General features: G+C 72.3%; 24 protein-coding genes and 1 rRNA gene. 13 read left to right on the top strand and 12 right to left on the bottom strand.

From position 1 onward, the window contains the following. On the top strand, positions 1–422 hold a 422-nt coding region (locus LX15_RS30580), incomplete at its 5' end, for a DUF1731 domain-containing protein (protein WP_253674519.1). Between the two features lie 87 nt (positions 423–509). Continuing rightward, positions 510–1,250, top strand: a complete 741-nt coding sequence (gene lipB, locus LX15_RS30575; protein WP_253674518.1) for a lipoyl(octanoyl) transferase LipB — start codon at positions 510–512, stop codon at positions 1,248–1,250. 201 nt (positions 1,251–1,451) lie between these two features. Here the strand turns inward: lipB and LX15_RS30570 are convergent, their stop codons facing one another. Both LX15_RS30570 and LX15_RS30565 read right to left on the bottom strand, forming a co-directional pair. Next, complete coding sequence (locus LX15_RS30570) at positions 1,452–2,387, bottom strand: LLM class F420-dependent oxidoreductase (RefSeq protein WP_253674523.1); 936 nt, start codon at positions 2,385–2,387, stop codon at positions 1,452–1,454. A gap of 179 nt (positions 2,388–2,566) precedes the next feature. Then, a complete protein-coding gene (locus LX15_RS30565; RefSeq protein ID WP_253674521.1) occupies positions 2,567–3,157 on the bottom strand; it encodes a TetR/AcrR family transcriptional regulator in 591 nt (196 codons plus the stop codon). 127 nt (positions 3,158–3,284) lie between these two features. Here LX15_RS30565 and LX15_RS30560 point away from each other — a divergent pair, with 127 nt between their 5' ends. The 3 genes from LX15_RS30560 (at position 3,285) to lipA (ending at position 5,871) form a co-directional block, all read left to right on the top strand. Beyond that, complete coding sequence (locus LX15_RS30560; protein WP_253674517.1) at positions 3,285–3,806, top strand: hypothetical protein; 522 nt, start codon at positions 3,285–3,287, stop codon at positions 3,804–3,806. A 57-nt stretch (positions 3,807–3,863) separates the two neighbouring features. Continuing rightward, positions 3,864–4,790, top strand: a complete 927-nt coding sequence (locus LX15_RS30555; RefSeq protein ID WP_253674516.1) for an oxidoreductase — start codon at positions 3,864–3,866, stop codon at positions 4,788–4,790. Positions 4,791–4,869: 79 nt separating this feature from the next. Next, positions 4,870–5,871, top strand: coding sequence for a lipoyl synthase (gene lipA / locus LX15_RS30550; protein ID WP_253674515.1), 1,002 nt, complete (start codon positions 4,870–4,872; stop codon positions 5,869–5,871). Positions 5,872–5,964: 93 nt separating this feature from the next. On the opposite strand, the gene LX15_RS30545 is transcribed toward lipA, so the two are convergent. Then, positions 5,965–6,237, bottom strand: coding sequence for a hypothetical protein (locus LX15_RS30545; protein ID WP_253674514.1), 273 nt, complete (start codon positions 6,235–6,237; stop codon positions 5,965–5,967). A gap of 606 nt (positions 6,238–6,843) precedes the next feature. Between LX15_RS30545 and LX15_RS30540 the strand changes: the two genes are divergently transcribed. Further along, entirely contained in the window at positions 6,844–7,572 is a 729-nt protein-coding gene (locus tag LX15_RS30540) for a DUF4191 domain-containing protein (protein WP_253674512.1), read from the top strand. 211 nt (positions 7,573–7,783) lie between these two features. Here the strand turns inward: LX15_RS30540 and LX15_RS30535 are convergent, their stop codons facing one another. After that, the gene (locus tag LX15_RS30535; protein WP_253674510.1) at positions 7,784–8,245 is read right to left on the bottom strand and encodes an RDD family protein; all 462 of its coding nucleotides are present in this window, start codon (positions 8,243–8,245) and stop codon (positions 7,784–7,786) included. Positions 8,246–8,435: 190 nt separating this feature from the next. Between LX15_RS30535 and glnA the strand changes: the two genes are divergently transcribed. Both glnA and LX15_RS30525 read left to right on the top strand, forming a co-directional pair. Then, positions 8,436–9,860 carry a type I glutamate--ammonia ligase gene (gene glnA, locus LX15_RS30530; protein ID WP_253674508.1) on the top strand — a complete coding sequence of 475 codons (1,425 nt, stop codon included), beginning with the start codon at positions 8,436–8,438 and terminating at the stop codon, positions 9,858–9,860. Positions 9,861–10,193: 333 nt separating this feature from the next. Then, positions 10,194–10,496 (top strand): hypothetical protein, encoded by a 303-nt coding sequence (locus LX15_RS30525; RefSeq protein WP_253674506.1) that lies wholly within the window; start codon positions 10,194–10,196, stop codon positions 10,494–10,496. 4 nt (positions 10,497–10,500) lie between these two features. Here the strand turns inward: LX15_RS30525 and LX15_RS30520 are convergent, their stop codons facing one another. Continuing rightward, positions 10,501–10,956 (bottom strand): DUF1440 domain-containing protein, encoded by a 456-nt coding sequence (locus LX15_RS30520; protein WP_253674504.1) that lies wholly within the window; start codon positions 10,954–10,956, stop codon positions 10,501–10,503. Positions 10,957–11,073: 117 nt separating this feature from the next. Here LX15_RS30520 and LX15_RS30515 point away from each other — a divergent pair, with 117 nt between their 5' ends. Then, positions 11,074–12,693: a RecQ family ATP-dependent DNA helicase gene (locus LX15_RS30515; RefSeq protein ID WP_253674502.1), complete on the top strand. Its 1,620-nt coding sequence runs from the start codon at positions 11,074–11,076 to the stop codon at positions 12,691–12,693. Positions 12,694–12,706: 13 nt separating this feature from the next. Further along, a complete protein-coding gene (locus LX15_RS30510; RefSeq protein WP_253674500.1) occupies positions 12,707–13,213 on the top strand; it encodes a metallophosphoesterase family protein in 507 nt (168 codons plus the stop codon). A gap of 478 nt (positions 13,214–13,691) precedes the next feature. On the opposite strand, the gene LX15_RS30505 is transcribed toward LX15_RS30510, so the two are convergent. Next, positions 13,692–14,567: an NAD(P)-dependent oxidoreductase gene (locus LX15_RS30505; RefSeq protein ID WP_253674498.1), complete on the bottom strand. Its 876-nt coding sequence runs from the start codon at positions 14,565–14,567 to the stop codon at positions 13,692–13,694. 70 nt (positions 14,568–14,637) lie between these two features. Further along, positions 14,638–15,210, bottom strand: a complete 573-nt coding sequence (locus tag LX15_RS30500) for a TetR/AcrR family transcriptional regulator (protein WP_253674496.1) — start codon at positions 15,208–15,210, stop codon at positions 14,638–14,640. A gap of 62 nt (positions 15,211–15,272) precedes the next feature. On the opposite strand from LX15_RS30500, the gene LX15_RS30495 reads away from it, so the two are divergent. Together LX15_RS30495 and LX15_RS30490 are read left to right on the top strand one after the other, a co-directional pair. Next, positions 15,273–15,842: a GNAT family N-acetyltransferase gene (locus tag LX15_RS30495; protein ID WP_253674494.1), complete on the top strand. Its 570-nt coding sequence runs from the start codon at positions 15,273–15,275 to the stop codon at positions 15,840–15,842. Positions 15,843–15,886: 44 nt separating this feature from the next. After that, a complete protein-coding gene (locus LX15_RS30490; protein WP_253674492.1) occupies positions 15,887–16,138 on the top strand; it encodes a hypothetical protein in 252 nt (83 codons plus the stop codon). A 215-nt stretch (positions 16,139–16,353) separates the two neighbouring features. Here the strand turns inward: LX15_RS30490 and LX15_RS30485 are convergent, their stop codons facing one another. From LX15_RS30485 to LX15_RS30470, 4 genes are all read right to left on the bottom strand, one after another. Further along, a complete protein-coding gene (locus tag LX15_RS30485; RefSeq protein ID WP_253674491.1) occupies positions 16,354–19,371 on the bottom strand; it encodes a bifunctional [glutamine synthetase] adenylyltransferase/[glutamine synthetase]-adenylyl-L-tyrosine phosphorylase in 3,018 nt (1,005 codons plus the stop codon). A gap of 30 nt (positions 19,372–19,401) precedes the next feature. Next, positions 19,402–19,626 carry a hypothetical protein gene (locus tag LX15_RS30480; protein WP_253674490.1) on the bottom strand — a complete coding sequence of 75 codons (225 nt, stop codon included), beginning with the start codon at positions 19,624–19,626 and terminating at the stop codon, positions 19,402–19,404. 16 nt (positions 19,627–19,642) lie between these two features. Beyond that, positions 19,643–20,929 carry an inorganic phosphate transporter gene (locus tag LX15_RS30475; RefSeq protein WP_253674489.1) on the bottom strand — a complete coding sequence of 429 codons (1,287 nt, stop codon included), beginning with the start codon at positions 20,927–20,929 and terminating at the stop codon, positions 19,643–19,645. A gap of 78 nt (positions 20,930–21,007) precedes the next feature. Then, the gene (locus tag LX15_RS30470) at positions 21,008–21,763 is read right to left on the bottom strand and encodes a type 1 glutamine amidotransferase (protein ID WP_253674520.1); all 756 of its coding nucleotides are present in this window, start codon (positions 21,761–21,763) and stop codon (positions 21,008–21,010) included. A gap of 162 nt (positions 21,764–21,925) precedes the next feature. On the opposite strand from LX15_RS30470, the gene LX15_RS30465 reads away from it, so the two are divergent. After that, the gene (locus LX15_RS30465; RefSeq protein ID WP_253674488.1) at positions 21,926–22,552 is read left to right on the top strand and encodes a nucleoside/nucleotide kinase family protein; all 627 of its coding nucleotides are present in this window, start codon (positions 21,926–21,928) and stop codon (positions 22,550–22,552) included. Positions 22,553–22,982: 430 nt separating this feature from the next. Here the strand turns inward: LX15_RS30465 and rrf are convergent. Then, positions 22,983–23,099, bottom strand: a 5S ribosomal RNA gene (gene rrf / locus LX15_RS30460). Between the last annotated feature and the right edge of the window lie 84 nt (positions 23,100–23,183).

Genomic DNA, 23,183 nt, shown 5'->3' with positions numbered 1-23,183 from the left:
TGCGCAGCGGCGTCGTGCTGTCCCCGTCCGGCGGGGCGCTGGGCCGGCTGCGTCCCCTCTTCTCCGCGTTCCTGGGCGGCCGGTGGGGCGACGGCCGGCAGTACCTGTCGTGGATCTCGCTGGACGACGAGGTCAACGCCATCCGGTTCGTGCTGGAGCACCCGTCCCTGTCCGGGCCGGTCAATCTCACCGCGCCAGCTCCGGTCACCAACACCGAGTTCATCCACGCGCTCGGGGACGCGCTGCGCCGCCCCACGCCGTGGGTGGTCCCCGGGTTCGCGTTGCGGGCCGTGCTCGGCGAGGCCGCGGAGACCCTGCTGACCGGCCAGCGCGCCGTCCCGGCCGCGCTCGAACGCCACGGCTACACCTTCCTGCACCCCGCGGTGGGCGACGCGCTGCGCGCCTGCCTCACGCGGGGCTGACGCGCCGCGCACGTGCCGCCACCCGGCGATCCGTCCTGGTCACGCCCCTTGGCGGCGGCCGGCGTCGGCGGCGTAGTGTCGGCGTCCGTGAGCCGTCCTGACACCTCCTGCCGCCTGTCGACCGACCCGGTCGAGGTGCGGCGTCTCGGCACGATCGACTACGTGGCGGCCTGGGACCTCCAGCGCGAGCTCAACCAGGCCCGCGCGGAGGGCCGCGGCCCGGACACCCTGCTGCTGCTGGAGCACCACTCCGTCTACACCGCGGGCAAGCGGACGCGGCCGGAGGACCGGCCCGACGACGGCACGCCGGTCGTGGACGTCGACCGGGGTGGCAAGATCACCTGGCACGGTCCGGGGCAGCTCGTCGGCTACCCGATCGTGGGGCTGGCCGAGCCGGTCGACGTCGTCGACTACGTGCGGCGGCTGGAGCAGGGCCTGATCGCGGTCTGCGACGAGCTGGGCGTGGTCGGCGCCGGCCGGGTCGAGGGCCGCAGCGGCGTGTGGCTGCCCGCCGACGACCGGCGGCCGGAGCGCAAGGTCGCCGCGATCGGGGTGCGGGTGCAGCGCGGCGTGACGATGCACGGCTTCGCCATCAACTGCGACCCGGACATGGCGGCGTGGAGCCGGATCGTGCCGTGCGGGATCAGGGACGCCGGCGTCGCGTCCCTGTCGGACGAGCTGGGCAGGGACGTGTCCGTGGCCGAGGTGTTGCCGGTCGCGGAGCGCGCCGTCCTCGCCGCGCTGGAGGGGGAGCTCCCGGTCAGCGACAGGGACCTGCGCCGCGAGCGGCCGGCCGCGCCGGGCGTGACCTTCGCCCTGTCCCACTGACCAGGCGCCCGCTCTGGCGCGCCGACCTCGCCCTGTTGACACCGCCCTGTTGACCCCGCCCTGTTGATCTTGTCCTGCTGCTCTTGTTCCGCTGGTGTGACTCGCGGGCGCCCCGCCCGCTGACGAGGTCGACCGACGCGGAGGGCGCGCCCGGGGACATCCCGGGCGCGCCCTCCTGTGTTCGGCGTGAGGAGGGGCCGCTCAGCGGAAGCGGGGCGCGACCTCGGCGGCGATCAGCTCGACGTGGTCGAGGTCGGACAGGTCGAGCACCTGGAGGTAGACCCGCTGGAGGCCGGTCCGCTCGCGGTAGTCGGCGAGCTTGTCGGCCACCTCGGCCGGGGTGCCGCACAGCCCGTTGAGCCGCAGCTCCTCCACCTCGCGGCCGATGGCGTCGGCGCGGCGCGCCACCTCGGCCTCGTCCCGGCCGACGCAGACGACCAACGCGGCGGAGCGGGTGATCTCCGTGGCGTCCCTGCCGATCTCGGCGCAGGCCGCCGCCACCCGGTCGAACTGGGCCGCCGCGGTGTCGGCGTCCACGAACGGCAGGTTGAACTCGTCGGCGAACCGCGCCGCCAGCGCGGGGGTCCGGCGCGCGCCGAGGCCGCCGACGAGCACCGGCGGGCGCGGGCGCTGCGCGGGCTTGGGCAGCGCGGGCGCGTCGACCAGCTCGTAGTGGCGGCCGCGGAAGGTGTAGGTCTGCCCGGCCGGGGTCTCCCACAGCCCGGTGATGATCTCCAGTTGTTCGGCGTAGCGGTCGAACCGCTCGCGGGTGTCGGGGAACGGGATGCCGTAGGCGGTGTGCTCCTCCGTGAACCAGCCGGCGCCGAGGCCGAACTCGATCCGGCCGCCGGACATGTGGTCCACCTGGGCGACGGTGATCGCCAGCGGTCCGGGGTGGCGGAAGGTCGCGGCGGTCATGAGCGTGCCCAGCCGGAGTCGGCTGGTCTCCCTGGCGAGGCCGGCGAGCGTGATCCAGGCGTCGGTCGGGCCCGGCTCCCCGGTGACGGAGCCCATCTTCAGGTAGTGGTCGGACCGGAAGAAGGCGTCGTAACCGGCGTCCTCGGCGCACCGCGCCACGCGCAGCAGGTCGTCGTAGGTCGCCCCCTGCTGGGGCTCGGTGAAGATCCGGAACGTCAACGCTTCAGTCACGTGCGCCAAGGCTAGGTGAGCATCCGGTCACCCGCCGTTCGGGTCCACTGTGGAGGTTGGAGGGAGCGGGGCGCGGCGGGCGGACCAGACCGGTCCCCGGCGCGCCGCGGAGCCGTTCTACAGGGCGTCGGGCCAGCCTCGGCCCAGCGTCCGTCCCCGGCGCCTGCTCACGGTCGGCGCAGGCCCTCCAGGACGTACTCGACGCAGCGTTCGACGTCGACGCGGGCCGCGTGCGGCTCCGGGGAGTCGGCGATCATGGTGGCCCCGGCGGAGAGCGCGCCGAACACGACCCTCGCGAGGGCCTCCACCGGAAGGTCGGCGAGTTCCCCGGTGGCGGCGAGTCCCGCGATCGCCTGTCGGACCACGCCGAAGGTGAAGCGCTCGTCGGCCTCGCGCGAGCGGTCCCTGCCCAGCACGACCGGGGCCTCGCGCACGACGATCCGTTGGTAGGCGGGTTCGAGGCAGACGTCGAGGAAGGCGCGCAACCCGGCCTTGACGGTCTCCCACGGCCCGCCGGTCCCGTCCATGGCACGGGCGAGGCGGGCGACCACATCGGTCTCGACCGCCTCGTGCGCGGCCTCGAACAACGCCTGCTTCCCGCCGAAGTGGTGGTAGAGGGCCCCCTTGGTGACCCTGGCCCTGCGGGCAACCTCGTCCAGCGCGGCGCCGGCGTAGCCCCGCTCGGTGAACAGCTCGACGGCGCTGTCGACCAGGGCCTGCCTGGTCGACGCCGAGTACTCCGTTCGGCGCGACCGCACTGTCACCACGATCACAACCCTACGACATACCGCGAGTACGTACCGCTGGTATGTTCGGCCGTGACGGCCCATACCGACGGTATGCCCCAGACCCAGGGTATGTCCCGTCGGTCGCGAGGAGGCAGCGATGAGCCGGAGCGACTTCTACCGCCGACGCCACGCCGTCCTGGCCGCCCTCGACTGGACCGCCCGCCACCCCGGGCGCCCCCTTCCCCTCGCCGACCTGCCCGAGATCGCCGCGGGCTTCGCCACCCGCGCGGACCTGGTGCGCGCCCTGCACTGCCGATGGCTGGTGCTGCTCGCCCCGAAGGTCGAGCTGGCGCTGGACGAGGCCGCCCGACGCCCCGACCGGGACCGCGTGGCCGCGGTGGCCGACGCGTGGCGTCACCTGGCGTCCCGGGAACGCGCCCTGCGCCAGGCGCTGGACGCGCACGAGACAGCGGAGGGAGAGGCCCTCCGGACGGCCATGGCCGCCGAACACCGACTGCTCGCCCTGGCCACGGGCCTCGCGGAGCCGGACGAGCCGGTCGAGCAGATCACCCGGATCGGGGCGGACTTCCTGTCCCTCCTCCGAAGCACGCCCGCGGCGCCACCGCGACGGCGAGCGACCGTGGGCGCGTTGCTCCGCCGCCTCGTCTCCATCGGCTGACATTTCGTCGCAACGAAAGGGTGGCGGCAACCCGCTACCCAACGGTAGGTATTGCTCATGGCAGCGTGGACCGCGCAGGACATCCCCGACCAGTCCGGCCGCACCGTCCTCATCACCGGAGCCAACTCCGGTCTCGGCCTGGAGACCGCCGTGCGCCTGGCCGAACGGGGCGCGCTGGTCCTCATGGCCTGCCGGTCCCCCGAACGCGGCCGCGCCGCGCTGGAACGGGTCGGCCGACACGGCGACGCCGAACTCGTCGAGCTGGACCTGGCCGACCTGAACTCCGTGCGCCGCGCGGCGGCCGAGGTGCGGGAACGCACCGACGACACCCTCGACCTGCTGGTCAACAACGCCGGGGTGATGGCGACCCCGCACCGCCGCACCGCCGACGGCCACGACCTCCAGTTCGGCACCAACCACCTCGGCCACGCCGCGCTGACCTGGCTGCTCGGCCCGGCGCTCGCCGCGGCCGCCGCGCCCCGCGTGGTCACCGTGTCGAGCCTGGCCCACCGCGTCGGCGGCCTCAACGTGACCGACCCGAACTTCGACCGCCGCCCCTACCTGACGCCGCTCGCCTACGGCCAGTCCAAGCTGGCCAACCTGCTCTTCGCGTTCGAGCTGGACCGGCGGGCACGCGCCGCGGGCCTGCCGTTGGTCAGCGTCGCCGCCCACCCCGGCGTCACCTCCACGGAACTGGTCTCCAACATGGCCCGCTCGCGGCGCAGCGCCCTGCTCGCCGCCGCCGGCCGCCTGGTCAACCGCCTGTTCTCGCAGAGCGTCGAGCAGGGCGCGCTCCCCCAGCTCTACGCCGCCACCGCGCCCGACGTGCGCGGTGGCGAGTTCTTCGGGCCGAACGGGTTCGCCGAGGTCACAGGCGCGCCGACCCGCGTCCGCCCCAGCCGCGCGGCCAGGAACGCCGACCTGGCCGCCCGGTTGTGGACGCGGACCGCGGAGCTGACCGGGGTCGAGCCGTTCCCCGGGTGACGCGGATCTCCCCGCCGAACGCCCCCGGCCCCGCTGAGCGAGGCTCGAAGGGGTGACGGCCGGGGCGTAGGGTGGGGCCGTGACCGTCGCACCCGAGGGGCGCAAGCTGCTGCGACTGGAGGTTCGCAACAGCCAGACGCCGATCGAGAAGAAGCCTCCGTGGATCAAGACCCGGGCCAAGATGGGGCCGGAGTACCGCGAGCTGAAGGGCTTGGTGCGCCGGGAGGGCCTGCACACCGTGTGCGAGGAGGCCGGCTGCCCCAACATCTACGAGTGTTGGGAGGACCGGGAGGCCACCTTCCTCATCGGCGGCGAGCAGTGCACCCGACGCTGTGACTTCTGCCAGATCGACACCGGCAAGCCGGCCGACTTCGACCGGGACGAGCCGCGTCGCGTCGCCGAGTCGGTGCAGGCCATGGGCCTGCGCTACTCGACCGTGACCGGCGTGGCCCGCGACGACCTGCCCGACGGCGGCGCGTGGCTGTACGCCGAGACCGTCCGCCAGATCCACGCGCTCAACCCGGGCACCGGCGTGGAGCTGCTGATCCCGGACTTCAACGCCGACCCGGCGCAGCTCGCCGAGGTCTTCGACTCCCGACCCGAGGTGCTGGCGCACAACCTGGAGACGGTGCCCCGGATCTTCAAGCGGATCCGGCCCGCGTTCCGGTACGAGCGCTCGCTGGAGGTCATCACGAAGGCCCGCGAGGCCGGCCTGGTGACCAAGTCGAACCTCATCCTCGGGATGGGCGAGACGCCGGAGGAGGTCACCACCGCGCTCCAGGACCTCTACGACGCCGGCTGCGAGATCATCACGATCACGCAGTACCTGCGGCCGAGCCTGCGGCACCACCCGATCGACCGCTGGGTGAAGCCGGAGGAGTTCCTGGAGCACAAGGCGACGGCCGAGCGCATCGGCTTCCCCGGCGTGATGGCCGGCCCGCTGGTGCGGTCCTCCTACCGCGCCGGTCGCCTGTACGCCCAGACGGTCCAGGCGCGGGGCGAGGAGCTGCCGGAGAACCTGCGGCACCTGGCCGAGGCCGGCCCGTCGGCCCAGGAGATCAGCGCCCTCCTGGCCCGCTGAGCCCGAACCCGAACTCACGAGTGGGGCCGCCCCGGTTCTCCGGGGCGGCCCCTCCTCATTCCCCACGCGAATCAGCGGTCACGCCACCCACGGCTACAAGGAGCACGCCTCCTCGGACGTCACACCCTTCAGGCCGAGCCCGAACTCGAAGACGAGCGGGCCGTCGGGAAACGTGAAATCATACTGAGCGTCCGGATTTCCGGGGACAGACGCCGTGTAGATGTAGGAATAGTTCGGGTCCTGGGTCAGGTCAGGATAGGCGTCCTTGACGTCGGAGAGCTGGGAACCGCGCCAGATCTCCTGAGGAGTGCACATCTTGGATGTGGCCGGAATGGACCAGACACCGACCTTCGGCGAGATGGTCACACCAGAGCGGTTCAGGTGTGTCCCCTCAGTTTGAACGATCTTGTGCAGCGCACAGGTGCCGTAGACCTGCCGTCCTGGAGCACGCCGGTGGCGACCGCTTCCTGCTCGGACATGCGCAGCTTCAACGTCTTATAACCATCGGGTCCGAGAATGCGCGGGTTCCACGACGGCCGAGACTGTTGGCACCTCGGCGAACGCCGGAACGGCGCCCGCGACGACCATCGCCACCGCCGGCCAACGGAACCAGCGTTCTGGCGACACTCTTTCCCACGAATTTCCCCCTCATGAACGAAAGGACGTCGACCCCTCGACGTCACACACACGACGTGCGCGTCTCCGACTCCATTGTCACCACTCTCGACGATTCACTAGTTCGCCCTAACGCAGAGGTGCGGCGAGCAAGCGAACATCCGGCAATGGGAAACGGCGACGGCCACGAGAAAGCGCCACCCGCACTGTCGGATTCCCAGGACGAGTCCGCACCCCGCCCCGCCCCTCAGCAGGCGGCCACGGGGGGTGGCGTGGCCGTCCCGGGCGTCGGGACGGACTCCGGGAGTTACCTGGTCGGGGGCGAGGCGGCCACCTGGTCGCCGTATCCTGGCAACCATGGCCCCCAAGCAGGACAAGGCGGCGGCGAAGGAAGCGGCCCGCGCCCGCAAGCAGGCGTCCCGTGAGCGTCGCCAGCAGATCTTCGAGGCGTTCCGGATGCAGCGCCGCGAGGACAAGGCGCTCGTGCCGTGGATGCTCGTCGCGTTGCTCGGCGTCGCGGCCGTGGTGTTCGGGCTGGGCTGGATCTGGGGCCTCCAGTGGGTCTTCCTGCCCGTGGGCCTCGCCTTCGGCGCGCTCGCCGCGGTGATCGTGTTCGGCCGGCGCGTCCAGCGCAACGTCTACGCCAAGGCCGAGGGCCAGCCCGGCGCGGCCGCGTGGGCGCTGGAGAACATGAAGGGCCGGTGGCGGGTCGCCACGGCGGTCGCGGCCACCACGCAGCTCGACACCGTGCACCGCGTGATCGGGCGTCCCGGCGTCGTGCTCGTCGGCGAGGGGTCGGCGCACCGGACGAAGGCGCTGCTGGCGCAGGAGAAGAAGCGCATCTCCCGCCTGGTCGGCGACACCCCCATCTACGACGTGATCGTGGGCAACGAGCAGGGCCAGGTCCCGCTGAGCAAGCTCCAGTCGCACCTGATGAAGCTCCCCCGCAACATCACCGGGGCGCAGATGGACAGCCTGGAGAACCGGCTGGCGGCCCTGCGCAGCAAGGGCGTCGGGATGCCGAAGGGGCCGATCCCGCAGGGCGCGAAGATGCGCAGCGTCCAGCGCGCCATCCGTCGCCGCTGAAGCTCGTGAGAGTCGGCCGGCCGCCCTGGTGTTCGCCACCAGGGCGGCCGGCCGATGACGTTCTTGGGCTGTCTTCGCGGGCTGTCGTACGTGGAGGCGCCGACAGTGGCCGGTCCCCGCATCCGTCCCTGCCCCGTGGCCGGAACCTCGCGGCCCTGAACGGCGCAGGACACCGGCGCCCCTGTGGGCGTTGGTCGGCTCGTTGGTCGACTCAGCGGGTGCGCAGCACCACCGTGCCCACGGCCCGGTCGTGCAGGCCCCGTCCGTCCTTGTCGTAGACCACGGGCGGGATCACCAGACAGGTCAGCACGGCGCGGATCACGGCCGCGCCCACGGGGGGACGTCCCCGGTCGGCCACCCTGGCGACCCGCAGCCCCACCGCGGCCTTGCCGACCGTCCTGCCGGTGAAGGCCACCGCCAGCGTCACGTACACGGCGAACAGCGCCAGCGCCGACGTGGCGGGGTTCTGGGTCAGGAACTCGGCGACGAGCGCGCACGGGACCCAGTCGATGAGCAGCGCGACCGCGCGGCGGCCCCATCCGGCCACCGCGTCCGGCCCGTCCTGCGGCAGCCCCAGCCGCTCGCCCCGCCACCGCTGCTGCTCGTCGTCCGCTCCGGGCTCCTGAGCGGCGCCCGGTCCGGACAGCCAGCTCCCGGTCCACCTGCTCGCCACCCCACCAGGGTAGGCGGCCGTCCCCGCCAGGCCCCGAGCAGGTGATACAGCCCGCCCGGCCGGGCGACCGTTAACACTGGTGAAACACCGGGGTGACGGTCGGGCAACACCCCTTCCCTAGCGTCGCCCTCACAGCCGGTCGCGAGCCCGCACCGGCCTGGCGACCGAGTGCGTGAAGGAGCCAACGAGGGTGTTCACCAATCCCGACGAGGTCGTGCGCTTCATCACCGATGAGGGCGTGAGGTTCATCGACGTCCGGTTCAGCGACCTGCCGGGCATCATGCAGCACTTCACGGTGCCGGCCGAGACGTTCGACGCGGACATGATGGCCGAGGGTCTGGCCTTCGACGGCTCGTCGGTGCGTGGCTTCCAGTCGATCCACGAGTCGGACATGCTCCTGCTGCCCGACCTGGCGACCGCGCGGATCGACCCGTTCCGCGTCGAGAAGACGCTCATCGTCAACTTCTTCGTGCACGACCCGCTCACCCGCGAGCCGTACAGCCGCGACCCGCGCAACATCGCGCGCAAGGCCGAGCAGTACATCGCCGAGTCCGGCATCGCCGACATCGCCTACTTCGCCCCCGAGGCGGAGTTCTACCTGTTCGACTCGATCCGGTTCGACAGCACCGAGAACGCCTCCTTCCACGAGATCGACTCGATCGCCGGCTGGTGGAACACCGGCTCCGACGAGGAGGGCGGCAACAAGGGCTACAAGGTCCGGTTCAAGGGCGGCTACTTCCCGGTCTCGCCCACCGACCACTTCGCCGACCTGCGCGACCGGATCGTGCTCAACCTGGCCAAGACCGGGTTCCAGGTGGAGCGGGCGCACCACGAGGTGGGCACCGCGGGGCAGACCGAGATCAACTACCGGTTCAACACCCTGCTGCACTCCGCCGACGACCTCCAGCTCTTCAAGTACATCGTGAAGAACACGGCGTGGCAGGCCGGCAAGACCGCGACCTTCATGCCCAAGCCGCTGTTCGGCGACAACGGCTCCGGCATGCACACGCACCAGTCGCTGTGGAAGGACGGCGCGCCGCTGTTCCACGACGAGACCGGCTACGCCGGCCTGTCGGACACCGCGCGCCACTACATCGGCGGCATCCTGCACCACGCGCCGAGCCTGCTGGCGTTCACCAACCCGACGGTGAACTCCTACCACCGCCTGGTGCCGGGCTACGAGGCCCCGGTGAGCCTGGTCTACTCGCAGCGCAACCGCTCCGCCTGCGTCCGGATCCCGATCACCGGTGACAACCCGAAGGCCAAGCGCATCGAGTTCCGCTGCCCCGACGCCTCCGGCAACCCGTACCTGGCCTTCTCCGCCATGCTGATGGCCGGCCTCGACGGCATCCGCAACAAGATCGAGCCGCCGGACCCGATCGACAAGGACCTCTACGAGCTGCCGCCCGAGGAGGCCAGGGACGTCAGGCAGGTCCCCGGCTCGCTCCCCGAGGTGCTGGACAACCTGGAGCGGGACCACGAGTACCTGCTGGAGGGCGGCGTGTTCACGCCGGACGTGATCGAGACCTGGATCGCCCTCAAGCGCGAGCAGGAGATCGACCCGATCCGCCTCCGGCCGCACCCGTACGAGTTCGCGCTGTACTACGACGTGTGATCCGGGCAGAACCCTGACCTGCGATCGAGCGGGAAGGAGTGACCGCGGGGCCTTCCTCGCCGTCCTCGGTCCTTCGAGGTCGCACGCGTCGCCCTGACGTGAACGGGTACCCGAGGAGGGCCGGGGCCAGGTGGTGACTCGCACTCCCACCTGGCTCCGGCCCTTCTCGCGTTCCCGCCGCTCGCCACGCCCTCTCCTCTTCTCGTCCTCTTCTCGTCCTCTTCTCGCCCGCCGGGACGCACCCAGCGCGCGGAAGCCAATCGGCGGAAGCCAGTCGTACGAAGATCGGTAAAACCCTGGGCGGAGGTGGGGGCGAGCCGCGAGCATGAGGCGATGGGAACGCGTGAACCCCGCTGCGAGCGATGCGACCTTCCGATCGGCCAGTGCGAGCACACCCGCCGAGCCTCGGCGCCGGGCCGGAGCCCCGACGTCCTCCTGGTGAGCCCGACGGGCACCGCTCACCTGCCAGGAGGGTGCGCGCACAAGGACGACCCGGACTACTCGCGGTGGGGAGAGATCCGGCATGTTCCCCAGGCGTGGGAACGCCTCGGCAACCAGGAGCCGATCCCCGTCAACGGGGGCGCGAACCGCCAGCTCGTCGCCAGAGTCCGCTGCAAGGACTGCGAACGGCACTGACCTCTCAGGAGTCGCGTCGCAACGGCGACGCGGCGCCCACGACCCAGCCGTAGAGCAGGTGGTCCACGAGCAGGGCCACCCGCTCGGCGGGGCGTGGCTGGTGGGTGCGCCGCAGCCCGAGCAGGGGCGCCATCCCGGCCTCGAACATCCCCCACAGCAACGCCCCGTACAGGGGTCCCACCCAGGCGTGGTCCCGCAGTCGCGAGGGGACCAGCGCGTACGCCGCGCCGCCGACCGCGCCGTAGGCCCAGTGCAGCAACTCGATGACGCCGCGCTCACCGCGCTTCGGCACCGCGCGGAGGAGCCCCCGGCCCCGTTCCCGCACGATGGCCTCCGGCGGGGTCTCGCTGAGCGCGCCGACGGCCGCGCTGAGTGTCCGCAGTCCGCTCATGGCCATCGCCCCCACGACGCCCCGTGCGGCTCCCTGAACGAGCGGCGCCTTCCCCTCTGGTCGCACCATGCCTCCCACGGTCGGCTGTGTGTCGCCGACAGGCGTACCCGCACGTCACCCGGCCATGCCTCCGCCGTTTCCCTTCCGCTCCCCGGGGTAGCCCCATCCGGCGTGGGAAGAGGGGTCATGCGGCAGGAACAGCCGGTGGCGACCGAGGACGCCGTCCGCCAGGTGCTGGGCGACGACGCGCGGTTGCACGAGGAGCAGGTCGACGCGCTCCGCGAACTGCGACAGCGGGACACCCTGGTGGTGCTCGCGTCCGGCGCGGGCAAGACGGCGATCTACGCGATCGCCGGCCGCACGATGTCCGGCCCCACAGTCGTGGTCTCCCCCACCCTCTCCCTCCAGCGGGACCAGGTCGAGTCGCTCCGCGCCGCCGGCCTGTCGGCCGCCTGCGCGAACTCCCGCATCTCCGCCGGAGCGCGCAGCGAGGCCTTCGCGGCGCTCCGCCGCCACGAGCTGGAGTTCCTGCTCCTCGCACCGGAACAACTCGCGCGACGCGACGTCGTGGACGCGCTGCGCGCGGCGCGTCCGTCGTTGTTCGTCGTGGACGAGGCGCACTGCGTCAGCGAGTGGGGCCACGACTTCCGACCCGACTACCTCGCCCTGGACGGGGTGATCGCCGAGTTGGGGCGTCCCCGGGTGCTCGCGCTCACCGCGACCGCCTCCGAGAGCGTGCGCGAGGAGATCGTCGACCGGTTGGGCATGCGGGACCCGGCGGTGGTGGTGCGGGGTGTGGACCGCCCGAACATCCACCTCGCTGTCCGTGTCCACGACAAGCGGGCGAAGGACGAGGCGGTCGTCGCGGACGTGCGGGAGCGCGAGGGCGCCGGGATCGTCTACGTGGCCACACGACGCCACGCGGAGAGGCTGGCGGAGGCGCTGCGGTCCGCCGGGGAGGACGCGGCGGCCTACCACGGGACGCTTCGCCGGCAGGAGCGCGACGACGTGCAGGACGCGTTCATGGCCGACCGGCTGCGCGTGGTGGTGGCGACGAGCGCGTTCGGCATGGGCGTGGACAAGGCGGACGTCCGGTTCGTGCTCCACGCCGACCCGCCGCCGTCGGTGGACGCCTACTACCAGGAGATCGGGCGGGCCGGCCGGGACGGCGCGGACGCGGCGGCGGTCCTGCACCACGGTCCTGGTGACTTCGGCCTGGCCCGGTACCTGGCCTCCGGTGGCGACCCCGCCCCTGACGAGTTCGCGGCGCTGGTTCAGCAGCTCCGACAGTCGGGGCCGTGCTCCCGCGCGCAGCTCGCGGAACGCGTGGGGCTGCCCCGGCACACCGTCTCCCGCATCGTGCCGCCACTGGTCAGGGTCGGGGCGGTGCGCGAGGTCGCCCACCGGCGCCTGTCCGCCGGGGACACGGAGACACCGCTGGCCCGGCTGTCCGAGGCGGCGGCCGAGTCCCTGCGGCGTCGCCACGACCTCCAACGCAGCAGGGTGGAGACGATGCGGCGTTACGCCGAGACCACCGACTGCCGGCGGCGGGTGTTGTTGGAGATGCTCGGGGAGACCAGGGACGAACCCTGCGGCCGTTGCGACAACTGCGACCGGGGGCGGTCCCACGAGCGGCGGCGGGGCGATCCCCGGCCGGGAACCCGGGTGCGGCACCGCGAGTGGGGCGACGGGACCGTGCAGACGGTGGAGAACGACATCGTCGTGGTGTTGTTCGACGACGGTGGCTACCGCACGCTGTCACTTCCCGTGGTGCGCGAACGAGAGTTGCTGACGCCAGTCGACTGAGCCGAGGTGAGGCGTGCGGTTGTTGCTGATGGCCGACACCCACGTGCCCAAGCGGGCGCGGGACCTCCCGGAGCGCCTGTGGCGGGAGGTGGACGCGGCGGACGTGGTCATCCACGCGGGCGACTGGGTGTCGGTCGGGTTGCTGGACGCGCTGGAGGCCAGGGCGCGCCGGCTCGTCGGCGTCCACGGCAACAACGACGGCCCCGAGCTGCGGGCTCGCCTGCCGGAGGTCGCCCGGGTCGAGCTGGGCGGTCTGCGTGTGGCCGTGGTGCACGAGACCGGCGCGGCGACCGGCCGGGAGCGGCGCTGCGCCGCGCGGTTCCCGGACATCGACGTGCTCGTGTTCGGGCACAGCCACATCCCGTGGGACACCACGACGGAGACGGGGCTGCGTCTGCTGAACCCGGGTTCACCCACCGACCGGCGGCGGCAGCCGTTCCACACCTACATGACGGCGGAGGTGCGGGACGGGGTGTTGGCCGACCTGGTGTTGCACCGGCTTCCGCCGCGGGGGCAGTGATCTCCGCGGTGGGCCGGGTGCGCTGCGGTGGGCCGGGTGCGACGCCGGCCCACCGCTCTGCCTGTGTTCGCGCTCTGTCGAGGGCCTCGGGTTCGTGACGAGTTCCTCTTGGGTTGTCAACTCCTTTTGGCTCTGTATGCCCGAGTTATCCACAGGTGTGTTGGTTGTCCACAGGTTTGTGTGATCACCTTCGCGGTGGGGTGCTGGGCGGATAGGCTGGAGCGGGGCTCGCCCCCCAGGGCGGGTGGGGGCTGTCCTCTGGTGAATGTGCTCCCCGGCGCACGGGAGTGGTGACCCGTTTTTCCTGTGGTGTCAACCCTTTCGCCGGGTTGGGCGACGGGGTTGTCCACAGGGCCCTGAGTTGTCCACAGCGGACCGATGTGACCCTTCGGCATGGGGTGGTTGTCGGTAGGCTGGAGCGGGGCTCGCCCCCCGGAGAGGGCGGGGGCCGCACACCGGAGCTGTCCTGTGTGGACGATCAGTTCGGGAAGCTGCCGAAGTAGTTGGCGACCATGTCCTCGTCGCCGTGCCCCAGCTCCCGCGCCCGGCGGAACCGCTCGCCGGCCACCAACGCCAGGTCCATCCGCACCCCGGCCCGCTCCGCCGCCTCCGCGACCAGCCGCGCGTCCTTCTCCGCGTTGCGCACGCTGAAGCTCGGCGTGAAGTCCCCCGCCAGGATGGCGGCGGCCTTGGCCTGGAGGTACTGGCTGTCCATCGGCCCGCCCGCGATCACGCGGCCGAACAGCGCGGGGTCCACGCCGAGCCCGCGCGCCAGCGCGACCGCCTCGGCCACCCCGTTCGTCATGGTCAACGCCCAACTGTTGAGCACCAGCTTGAGCCGGCTGGCCACCCCGGAACTCCCGTCCTCGCCCAGCCACTCCGTGTGACGGCCGACGGCCTCGAACACGGGCCGCAGCAGCTCCCGCGCGGACGCGGGTCCGGCGGCCAGGACGACAAGCTGCCCCGCCTCGGCCGGCTGCCGCGTGCCCTGCACCGGCGCGTCGACGAACACCAGGCCGTGTTCCCCGGCCAGCTCGGCCAGGCCGGTCACCGCCTCGACGCCCACCGTGGTCGCCTGGAACCAGACCTGCCCCGCCCGCAGCCCCGGCGCGGCCTCCCGCATCACCTCGGCCACGGCCGGGCCGTCGGTCAGCATCGTGAGGACCACGTCCGCGCCGGTCACCGCCTCGGCGGGCGACGCGGCGGCCACCGCTCCCTCTCCGGCCAGCTCGGCCGCCCGCTCCGCCGTGCGGTTCCACACCCGCACCGGGAGGCCGTGGCGCAGGAGGTTGCGGGCCATGGCCCGTCCCATGATCCCGAGCCCGAGGACCGCCACCACCGGTCGCGTCGTCATATCTCTTCCCCTTTCTTTAACGTACGTTCCAGATTGAGGGCGTGAGAACAGGGCCCACGCCCCAACAGCACTAGCCGAGGACTCGCACCGCCGTGTCGACGACACCCGTCAGCACCCGGCGATCGGGCGACACCTTGCCCATCACCCGCAGCCCCTGCACCGTCGTGACCACGAAGTCGGCCAGCGCGTCGAGATCAGCCTCCTCGGGCAGCTCACGACGGTCCGCCGCCCTGCGCAGCACGGCGAGCACCGACTCCCGCAGCCCGTCGAGCGAGTCACGCACGATGCGGCCCGTCATCCCGCTGTGCGGCAGCCGCTCCACCACCGCGTTCGTCACCAGGCAGCCCCGACGGCTCCCGTCGGTCACCGCCTCGTCCACGAGCGTGAGGAGGAAGTCCCGGATGACCTCCCGCGCCGGGGCGTCGCGCTCGAGCATGTCGCGCGTCGTCCGCTCGACGTAGCGGCGCAGCGCCGCCTCGTACAGACCCTCCTTCGAGCCGAACGCGGCATAGAGCGAGCCACGCCCGACGCCGGTGGCGTCGACCAGGTCCCGCACCGAGGTGGCCTCGAAGCCCTGCCGCCAGAACAGCTCCATCGCGCGCTGGACGGCGGCGTCGGTGTCGAACTCCCGCACCCGAGCCACACCGGTATCCCATCATCTCTGGAACGTACGGTCAAGAATTTTCTGGCACGCTGGGCCAGGCCATGGAAGATCTCTTCGCACTGGGTCCGCAGGGCCTGTCCGACGGCGAGATCCGCGTCCGCCACCTCGCTGAGGGCGACGCGGAAGCCTACGCCGCGGCGACCGAGGACCCCGCCGTCGTCCGTTTCGCCCACCTGCCCCGCCCCTCCTACACCCCGGAGCTGGTCCGGGAGGACATCCGCACCACCATCGCCGAGGGACTGCGCAACGGCATGTTCGCCGTGCTGGCCATCGCCGACGCCACCAGCGACGCGTACCTCGGCTCCATCGTGCTGTTCGACGTCGACCGGGCCGCCGCGTCCGCCGAGGTCGGTTTCCTGCTCACGCCGACCGCCCGAGGCCGGGGCGTCGCCGTCCGGGCCCTCGACCTGGTCACCACCTGGTGCTTCGACCGGTTGGGCCTCACCGAGCTGCGGGCCCGCACCGAGGTCGCGAACACCGCCTCCCAGCGCACCCTGGAGCGCGCCGGCTTCCAACGGGACGGCGGTCCCACCACCTCCGTGGCCCCGTCCGGGAGGACCACGGAGTCGCTCCACTACCACCGACGCGCCACCGATCGCCGTTCGGGGTGACAGGGGCGGCGCGCTCACCCCTCCGCGCACTAGCGTGGGTGATCGTGACCAACCCTGAGGACGACGCCCCGAAGCTGATCGTCACGCACGTCTTCCCCACCGGGGAGGAGGCCGCCGAGGCCGTCGCCGCGGCCGACCGGCTCAACCTCGGCGTGCGGCTGTACAACCAGATCGTCCCGGACGAGGACGGTGAGGGCTACATCGAGGAGTGGGTGGTGGAGTTGTTCGACTCCGCTCCCGAACTGAGGATCGACGAGGAGGAGAACGGCGCCGGGGAGGGACTCGACGAGACCTGATCCGGGGGGCCGGGTGACGCGACGTCACCCGGCCCTCGTCGTTCCACCGCGTTCACGGCGTTCACGGCGTTCACCATGTTCACGAGGTTCACGGCGTTCCCGCGGCCTTCACGACGTCACACCCGGGACACGACCGAACGCGTCCGTGAGCGGCCTCCAGCACACCAGCGGGCCCGGCGCGACACCGGCGCGACCGAGAGGCACGCCTCCGCGCGTCACTGGCCGTAGAAGATCCGCTCGACCACGCCCCGGGCACGGCGCGTCGTGCGTCGGTAGTCGTCGACGAACTCCCCGGGGTCGGCGGACGCGGGATACCCGAGGGCGCGGGCCACCGCCGCCAGCTCCCGCCCGGACCCCGGAAGCTGGTCGGCCGGCTTGCCCCGCACCAGCGTGACCGCGTTCCTGGCCCGCGTCGCCATCCGCCACCCGGCGGCCAACGCGTCGGCGTCCGCCGCGTCCAGCAGCCCCGCGTCCCTGGCGGCCTCCAGGCCGGCCACGGTCGACGTGGTGCGCAACCCGGGAAACGCGTGGGCGTGCCGGAGCTGGAGGAGCTGCACCGTCCACTCCACGTCCGCCAGGCCCCCGCGCCCGAGCTTCGTGTGGGTCGCGGGATCCGCGCCCCGGGGCAGCCGCTCCGCGTCCACCCGCGCCTTGATGCGGCGGATCTCCCGCTCCATCGCCGGCTCCAGCCCGCCCTCCGGGTACCGCACCGGGTCGACGGACGCGACGAACCGCGCGCCCAACTCCTCGTCTCCGGCGACGAACCGCGCCCGCAGCAACGCCTGCGCCTCCCACACCTCGGCCCACTGGCCGTAGTAGGCCCGGTAGGAGTCGAGCGTGCGCACCAACGGACCGGAACGGCCCTCCGGCCGCAGGTCGGTGTCGACCTGCAACGGCGGATCCAGGCTCGGCGCGCTCAGCAGGCGGCGGACCAGCTCGGCCACGGCGGTCGCGTACCGCACCGCGCTCCGCTCGTCCGCGCCGTCGACGGGCTCGCAGACGAACATCACGTCCGCGTCCGACCCGTAGCCCAGCTCAGCACCCCCGAGACGCCCCATCCCGATCACCGCGACGCGCGCGGGAGGAGCCTCGCCCTGGAGCACCGAACGCCCGGCCGCGTCGAGGGCGGCCCCCAGGACGGCCACCCACACGGTGCTCAACGCCGTGCACACCCCCGGCAGGTCGAGCAAACCCAACAGGTCGGCGCAGGCCACCCGCAACAGCTCGTGCCGACGCAACGACCGGGCGGCCAGCACCGCCTGCTCCGGGTCCGCGTGCCGCGCGACGGCGCTGCGCAACGACCCGGCGGCCTCCTCGGGGTCCCGGCCGGCCAGGGAGGTCGTGTCCGCCAGCAGCCGCAACACCTCCGGCGCCCGCACCAACAGGTCGGGCACGTACCGGGAGATGCCCAGCAACGCCGCCAACCGTTCGGCGACCGCGCCCTCGTCCCGCAACAACCGCAGGTACCAGGGGGTCTCGGCGAGCGCCTCGGACACCCGCCGGTAGGCCAGCAGCCCTCCGTCTGGGTCGGGGGTGCTCGCCAGCAGGTCCAACAACACCGGCAACAGCGCGCCCTGGATCGCGGCCCGCCGCGACACCCCGGAGGTCAACGCCTGGATGTGCCGCAGCGCCCCCTCCGGGGACGTGTAGCCGAGCGCCGAGAGCCGCTGACGCGCCGCGGCCGGGGTCAGGCGGAGCGCCTCGCTGGGCACCCGGGCCACAGCCTCCAGCAGCGGCCGGTAGAAGAGCTTCTCGTGCAGGCGCCGCACCCGGTTACTGTGCCGACGGAACTCCGCGAGCAGCACTTCCCCCGCCGACCGGCGCCCGTCCGGCCTCACCCCGGCCGCCCTGGCCAACCACCGCAGCCCCGCCTGGTCGTCGTCGGCCGGGAACAGGTGCGTCCGCCGCAACCGCCGAAGCTGCAACCGGTGCTCCAGCAGCCGCAGGAACCGGTACGACTCGCCCAGGTCGGCGGCGTCGGCCCGCCCGACGTACCCGCCCCGCCCCAGTGCGGCCAACGCCTCGACGGTCGCGGCGGACCGCAGCTCCTCGTCGGTGCGCCCGTGCACCAGTTGCAGCAGTTGGACCGCGAACTCGACGTCCCGCAGACCACCCCGACCCAGCTTCAACTCCCGGTCGGACAGCTCCGCGGGCACGTTGTTCTCCACCCGGCGCCGCATGGCCTGGACGTCGGCGACGAACCCCTCCCGGTCCGCCGCGGCCCAGACCATCGGCCGCAGAGCGGCGACGTACCGCTCTCCCAGTTCGAGGTCGCCCGCGACCGGCCGCGCCTTCAACAACGCCTGGAACTCCCACGTGCGCGCCCACCGGCGGTAGTAGGACAGGTGGCCGTCGAGCGTGCGGACCAACGCGCCGGCCTTGCCCTCCGGGCGCAGGGCGGCGTCCACCTCGAAGCAGGCGTCCCCCGCGACGCGCATCATGGCGCTGGCCACCTTCGTCGCGACGGCCAGCTCCGCGTCCGGTTCGGCGACGAACACCACGTCGACGTCGCTGACGTAGTTCAGCTCCCGGCCGCCGCACTTGCCCATCGCGATCACGGCCAGTCGGACCGTCAGCGGCTCGTCCTCCCCCACGACCTCGGCGACGGCGACCGCCAGCGAGGCCCGCAGCGCGGCCACCGCCAGGTCGGACAACGCCCCAGCCACCGCGTCGTAGCCCAGCTCGGGCAGCGAGGGCTCGACGACCGGCGCCAGGTCGGCGGCGGCGATCCCGAGCAGCAGTCCGCGGTAGGCCCCGCGCAGCGCCCGCACGGCCTCCTGACCCCGCGACCGCGCCCTGACGACCCCGGGCCGCCCCGTCGTCTCCTCAGCTCCCACCGCGGCGAGCAGGGCGGCGGTGAAATGCCCGACATCGGTCGGGGACGCCTCGCCGACCAGCCGACGCCACTCCTCCGGCCGCACCACCAGGTGGTCGGTGAGCGCCGTGGAACTCCCCAGGACGGCGAGGAGCCTGCCCCGCAGGGCGGTGTCCTTCCGCAGCGCCGCGTCCAGCTCCGCCCAGCCGCCCCCGAGCGCGTCCCTCAGCCGCTCCAGGCCCCGCAGGGCCATGTCCGGGTCCGGGCTGCGCGCCAACGCCGACAGGAGCCACTGGGCGCCCGGCATCGGCCCGCCGTCGGTCCACCAGCCCAGCGCGCACAGTTCCCGCTCGGCCCGGGGGTCGGTCAAACCGAACCGCGCCGGGGAGAGCACCGGCCCCCTGCCGCTGACCGCCATACCCGCCAACGTTAGTCCGCGGGCCCCGGCTCACCCGAAGGCGATCAGGTACACCCCATAGAGCACGACAGCGCCGCAGGCGGCGAAGCAGACACCGGCCACCGCCTGCCCGAGGCCGCCCCCCGCGCCGCGCTCCCTGGCCGTGGCCCTGGCGGACAACCCCAGCACGCCGAGCGTGAACAGCAGCACCACGCTGACCGCGACGCCGAAGCCGACGAGGAACACCTCGCCGAGCGCGGCCCACTTCACCTGCACAACCGCTCCTCGCGGATCAGACGGCCACCGGAGCCGAGGCGGGCTCCATCGGCGACTCCGGCCCGTCGGCCTGCCCAGCTTGCTCGGTCTGCTCCGCCATGACGACGGCCCCGCCCACAGCGACAGTCTCGGAAACAGTGACGGACTCGGAGACGGTGACGGACTCGGCCGCCGCCACGACCGACTCGGCCACGGCGACAGTGTCCGCCGCGGCGACGGTCTCGGCGTTGACCGGGTTGCGCCGGGACGCGCGGTAGATCCAGCCCCCGACCGCGAGACCCAGGGCCGCCACGAGCACGGTGCCCACCGTGCCCGTGGAGCTGAGCTTGCCCGCGAGCGCGCCCACGACCGCCGAAGCCGGCAACGTCACGAGCCAGGCCAGCACCATGCGCCCGGCCACGCCCCACCGGACGTCCGGCGAGCGCCGGCCCACGCCAGCGCCGACGATGCTGCCGGAGCAGACGTGCGTGGTCGACAGCGGGAAGCCCAGGTGCGAGGAGGCCAGGATGACCGTGGCGGCGCTCGCGTCCGACGCGAAGCCCTGCGGCGCCTCGATGCTCGTCAGCCCCTTGCCCAGGGTCCGGATGATGCGCCACCCGCCCACGTAGGTGCCCAGCGCGATCGCCAGGGCGGCGCTCACGACCACCCAGCTCGGCGGGCCGGACTGGGCGGGCAGCATCCCCGCGGTGATCATCGTGAGGGTGATGATGCCCATCGTCTTCTGGGCGTCGTTCGTGCCGTGCGCGAGCGAGACGAGGGAGGCCGAGACCACCTGCCCCGCCCGGAAGCCCCGGCCCACGACGTCCTGCCGCGCCCTGCGCACCAGGCGGTAGGTGAGGAAGCTGGCGGTCATCGCGATCAGGCCGGCGACCAGCGGCGCGGCCACCGCCGGCACCAGCACCTTGTCGACCAGCTTCCCGAAGTGCACCGCGTCCGAGCCGGCCGAGATCCACGTGGCGCCGATCAGGCCGCCGAACAGGGCGTGCGACGAGCTCGACGGCAGGCCGACGAACCACGTCACGAGGTTCCAGACGATCGCGCCGACCAGGCCGCCGAACACGACGGCCGGCGTGATTCTCGCGTCGTCCACCAACCCGCCGGAGATGGTCTTCGCGACCTCGACGGACAGGAACGCGCCCACCAGGTTCAGCACCGCCGACAACGCCACGGCGGTACGCGGCTTGAGCGCCCCGGTCGCGATGGACGAGGCCATCGCGTTGGCCGTGTCGTGGAAGCCGTTGGTGAAGTCGAAGATCAATGCCGTCGCCACCACCACGACGACGACGAGTAGTGAGGCCTCCACGCCAACCCTCCCGGTCCAGGCCAAACAGCGTCGACACTACCTCCGCGTCATCAAGGGCGCGTCAGGACCGGGTGTGACTCAGACCAAGGGCAGGGAACGCGGTGGCGGTGGGTCACCGGGAAGCGACCCGGCGTATCGGGCGGCGAGGCGGACGAAGCGTTCCGCGAAGGGTTTCCACGTCTCGGCGATGTCCTCGTGCACGCTCCTCAGCCGCCCGTCATCGACATCACCCGGCCTGGCGGCGGCCGCGCTCTCCGGGCTGTTTTCACACCATCGCGCGACAACATGCGGTGTGGTCTCGATGTGGAACTGGAGCGCGTACGCGCAGGCCCCGACCCGGAACGCCTGGTTCGGGTAGCGCGGCGAGGACGCCAGCAGTTCGGCCGACGGCGGCAGGACGTGAATCTCGTCGGAGTGGAACTGCATCACATCGGGCGTGAACGGCAGGTCCGCGAACAACGGGTCCTGGGCCGCCACGTCCCTCTTCGCCACGAGGAGCGGCCCCACCTCCGGCCCGCGCGTTCCCGCACGCACCTGGCCACCAGTGGCCAAGGCGAGGAGCTGCGCGCCGAGGCAGATCCCGAGCACCGGTTTGCGGGCGGACACCGCCTCCGCCAGGAGCTTCCGAACATCGGCGAACCACGGGTGAACCGCGTCGTCCGAGGCCGACATCTCGCCACCAAGGCAGACCACCGCGTCGTAGTCGCCCAGCGGGGGCAGCGGGCCCTCGGCAGGGGCCACGATCTCCAGTTCCGCGCCCGCGTCCCGCAACCAGTCCCCGAGGGGACCGACCGGATCGAGTTCGCTCGGCTCCAGAACCAGGACTCGGACCAGGCTCACGCCGCGCAGCCTACCCAGAAGGCGTCATGCGTTGGTGGGCAAGGAAGAAACCCCCTTCCCGTCGGGACAGGCCGCCAGCGGCCCGCTCAGCCGCCTTTTCGCGCCTCCGGAGAAACCTCCGCCCACCCGGTGCCGTGATTCGGCAGGATCGAGGGCATGCGGGCACGCCCGATCTCACCGGAGAACCTCGTCCAGGAGTTGGCCACCGCCCTCGCGGACCGGGCCGGCGACGGGCGGCTCAGGGTCGCGATCGACGGCCCGTCAGCGGCCCACCCGGAAGAGCTGGCGGACGCCCTCGTCGACCCGATCCGCCTGCTCGGCCACCCTGTCCTCCGCGTCTCCGCCCGCGACTTCCTCCGCCCCGCCTCGCTCCGGTACGAGCGAGGCCGGGAGGACCCGGACTCCTACTACGAGGACTGGCTCGACGTGGACGGTCTCCGCCGCGAGGTCCTCGTCCCCTCCGCGGACGACGGCAGCGGACGCGTCCTGCCCTCCCTGTGGAACAGCGAGACCGACCGGGCCACCCGCGCCGAGTACGTCACGCTGCCGCTCGGCGGGATCCTGCTCGTCGACGGCACATTCCTGCTCGCGCACGGACTGCCGTTCGACTTCTCCGTCCATCTCTGGCTCTCCCCGGCCGCGCTGGCCCGGCGCACACCAGAACCCGAGAAGTGGACTCTGCCCGCCCACCACCGCTACACCACGGAGATCCGTCCACTAGACCTGGCAGACCTGGCGATCCGCGTTGACCAACCCCAACGCCCAGCCCTCATCGAGGCCTGAATCGCGAAACAGGGACCAACGTCCCCCGCCGGAACCGAAGCCACCCCTTACCCCAGGTCAGCCCCCACCCGCCCTGGGGGGCGAGCCCCGCTCCAGCCTACCGACCACCACCCCACCACCGCACCAGCAACAACCACACCTGTGGATAACTCAGGCGCCTGTGGACAACCCCATCCCCCAACAGAACGACACCCTTGACAACCCACCCAACACCCACCCCCACGACACCACACGGGAACACCAACCCCCCACCAACACCGGGACCAAGGCCGCCGCCGGGAACACCCACCAACACACAACACAACAAAAAAAAGGGGTTGCCGCGCGCACCCACCACCCAAGGCAGGCACACACCACAACCCCACACAACCCACAAAAAAAGCCGTGGCCCGCACCAGAAAACCTGGCACGGGCCACGACCCCACAAAAAGTTCGGCGGCGACCTACTCTCCCACACCCCCACGAGTGCAGTACCATCGGCGCTGGAGGACTTAGCTACCGGGTTCGGAATGGGACCGGGCGTGACCCCTCCGCCAAAACCACCGAAACACCACCGAAAACCGCAACACACCAACCCACACGGGCCAGCAGCGCTGGTTCTCCCAGAACCACACAGTGAATGCGAGACATC

Source organism: Streptoalloteichus tenebrarius (assembly GCF_024171885.1).
Lineage (GTDB): Bacteria > Actinomycetota > Actinomycetes > Mycobacteriales > Pseudonocardiaceae > Streptoalloteichus > Streptoalloteichus tenebrarius.
The sequence above is the reverse complement of the archived record's forward strand: the minus strand, read 5'-3'. Positions and strand labels throughout refer to the sequence as shown.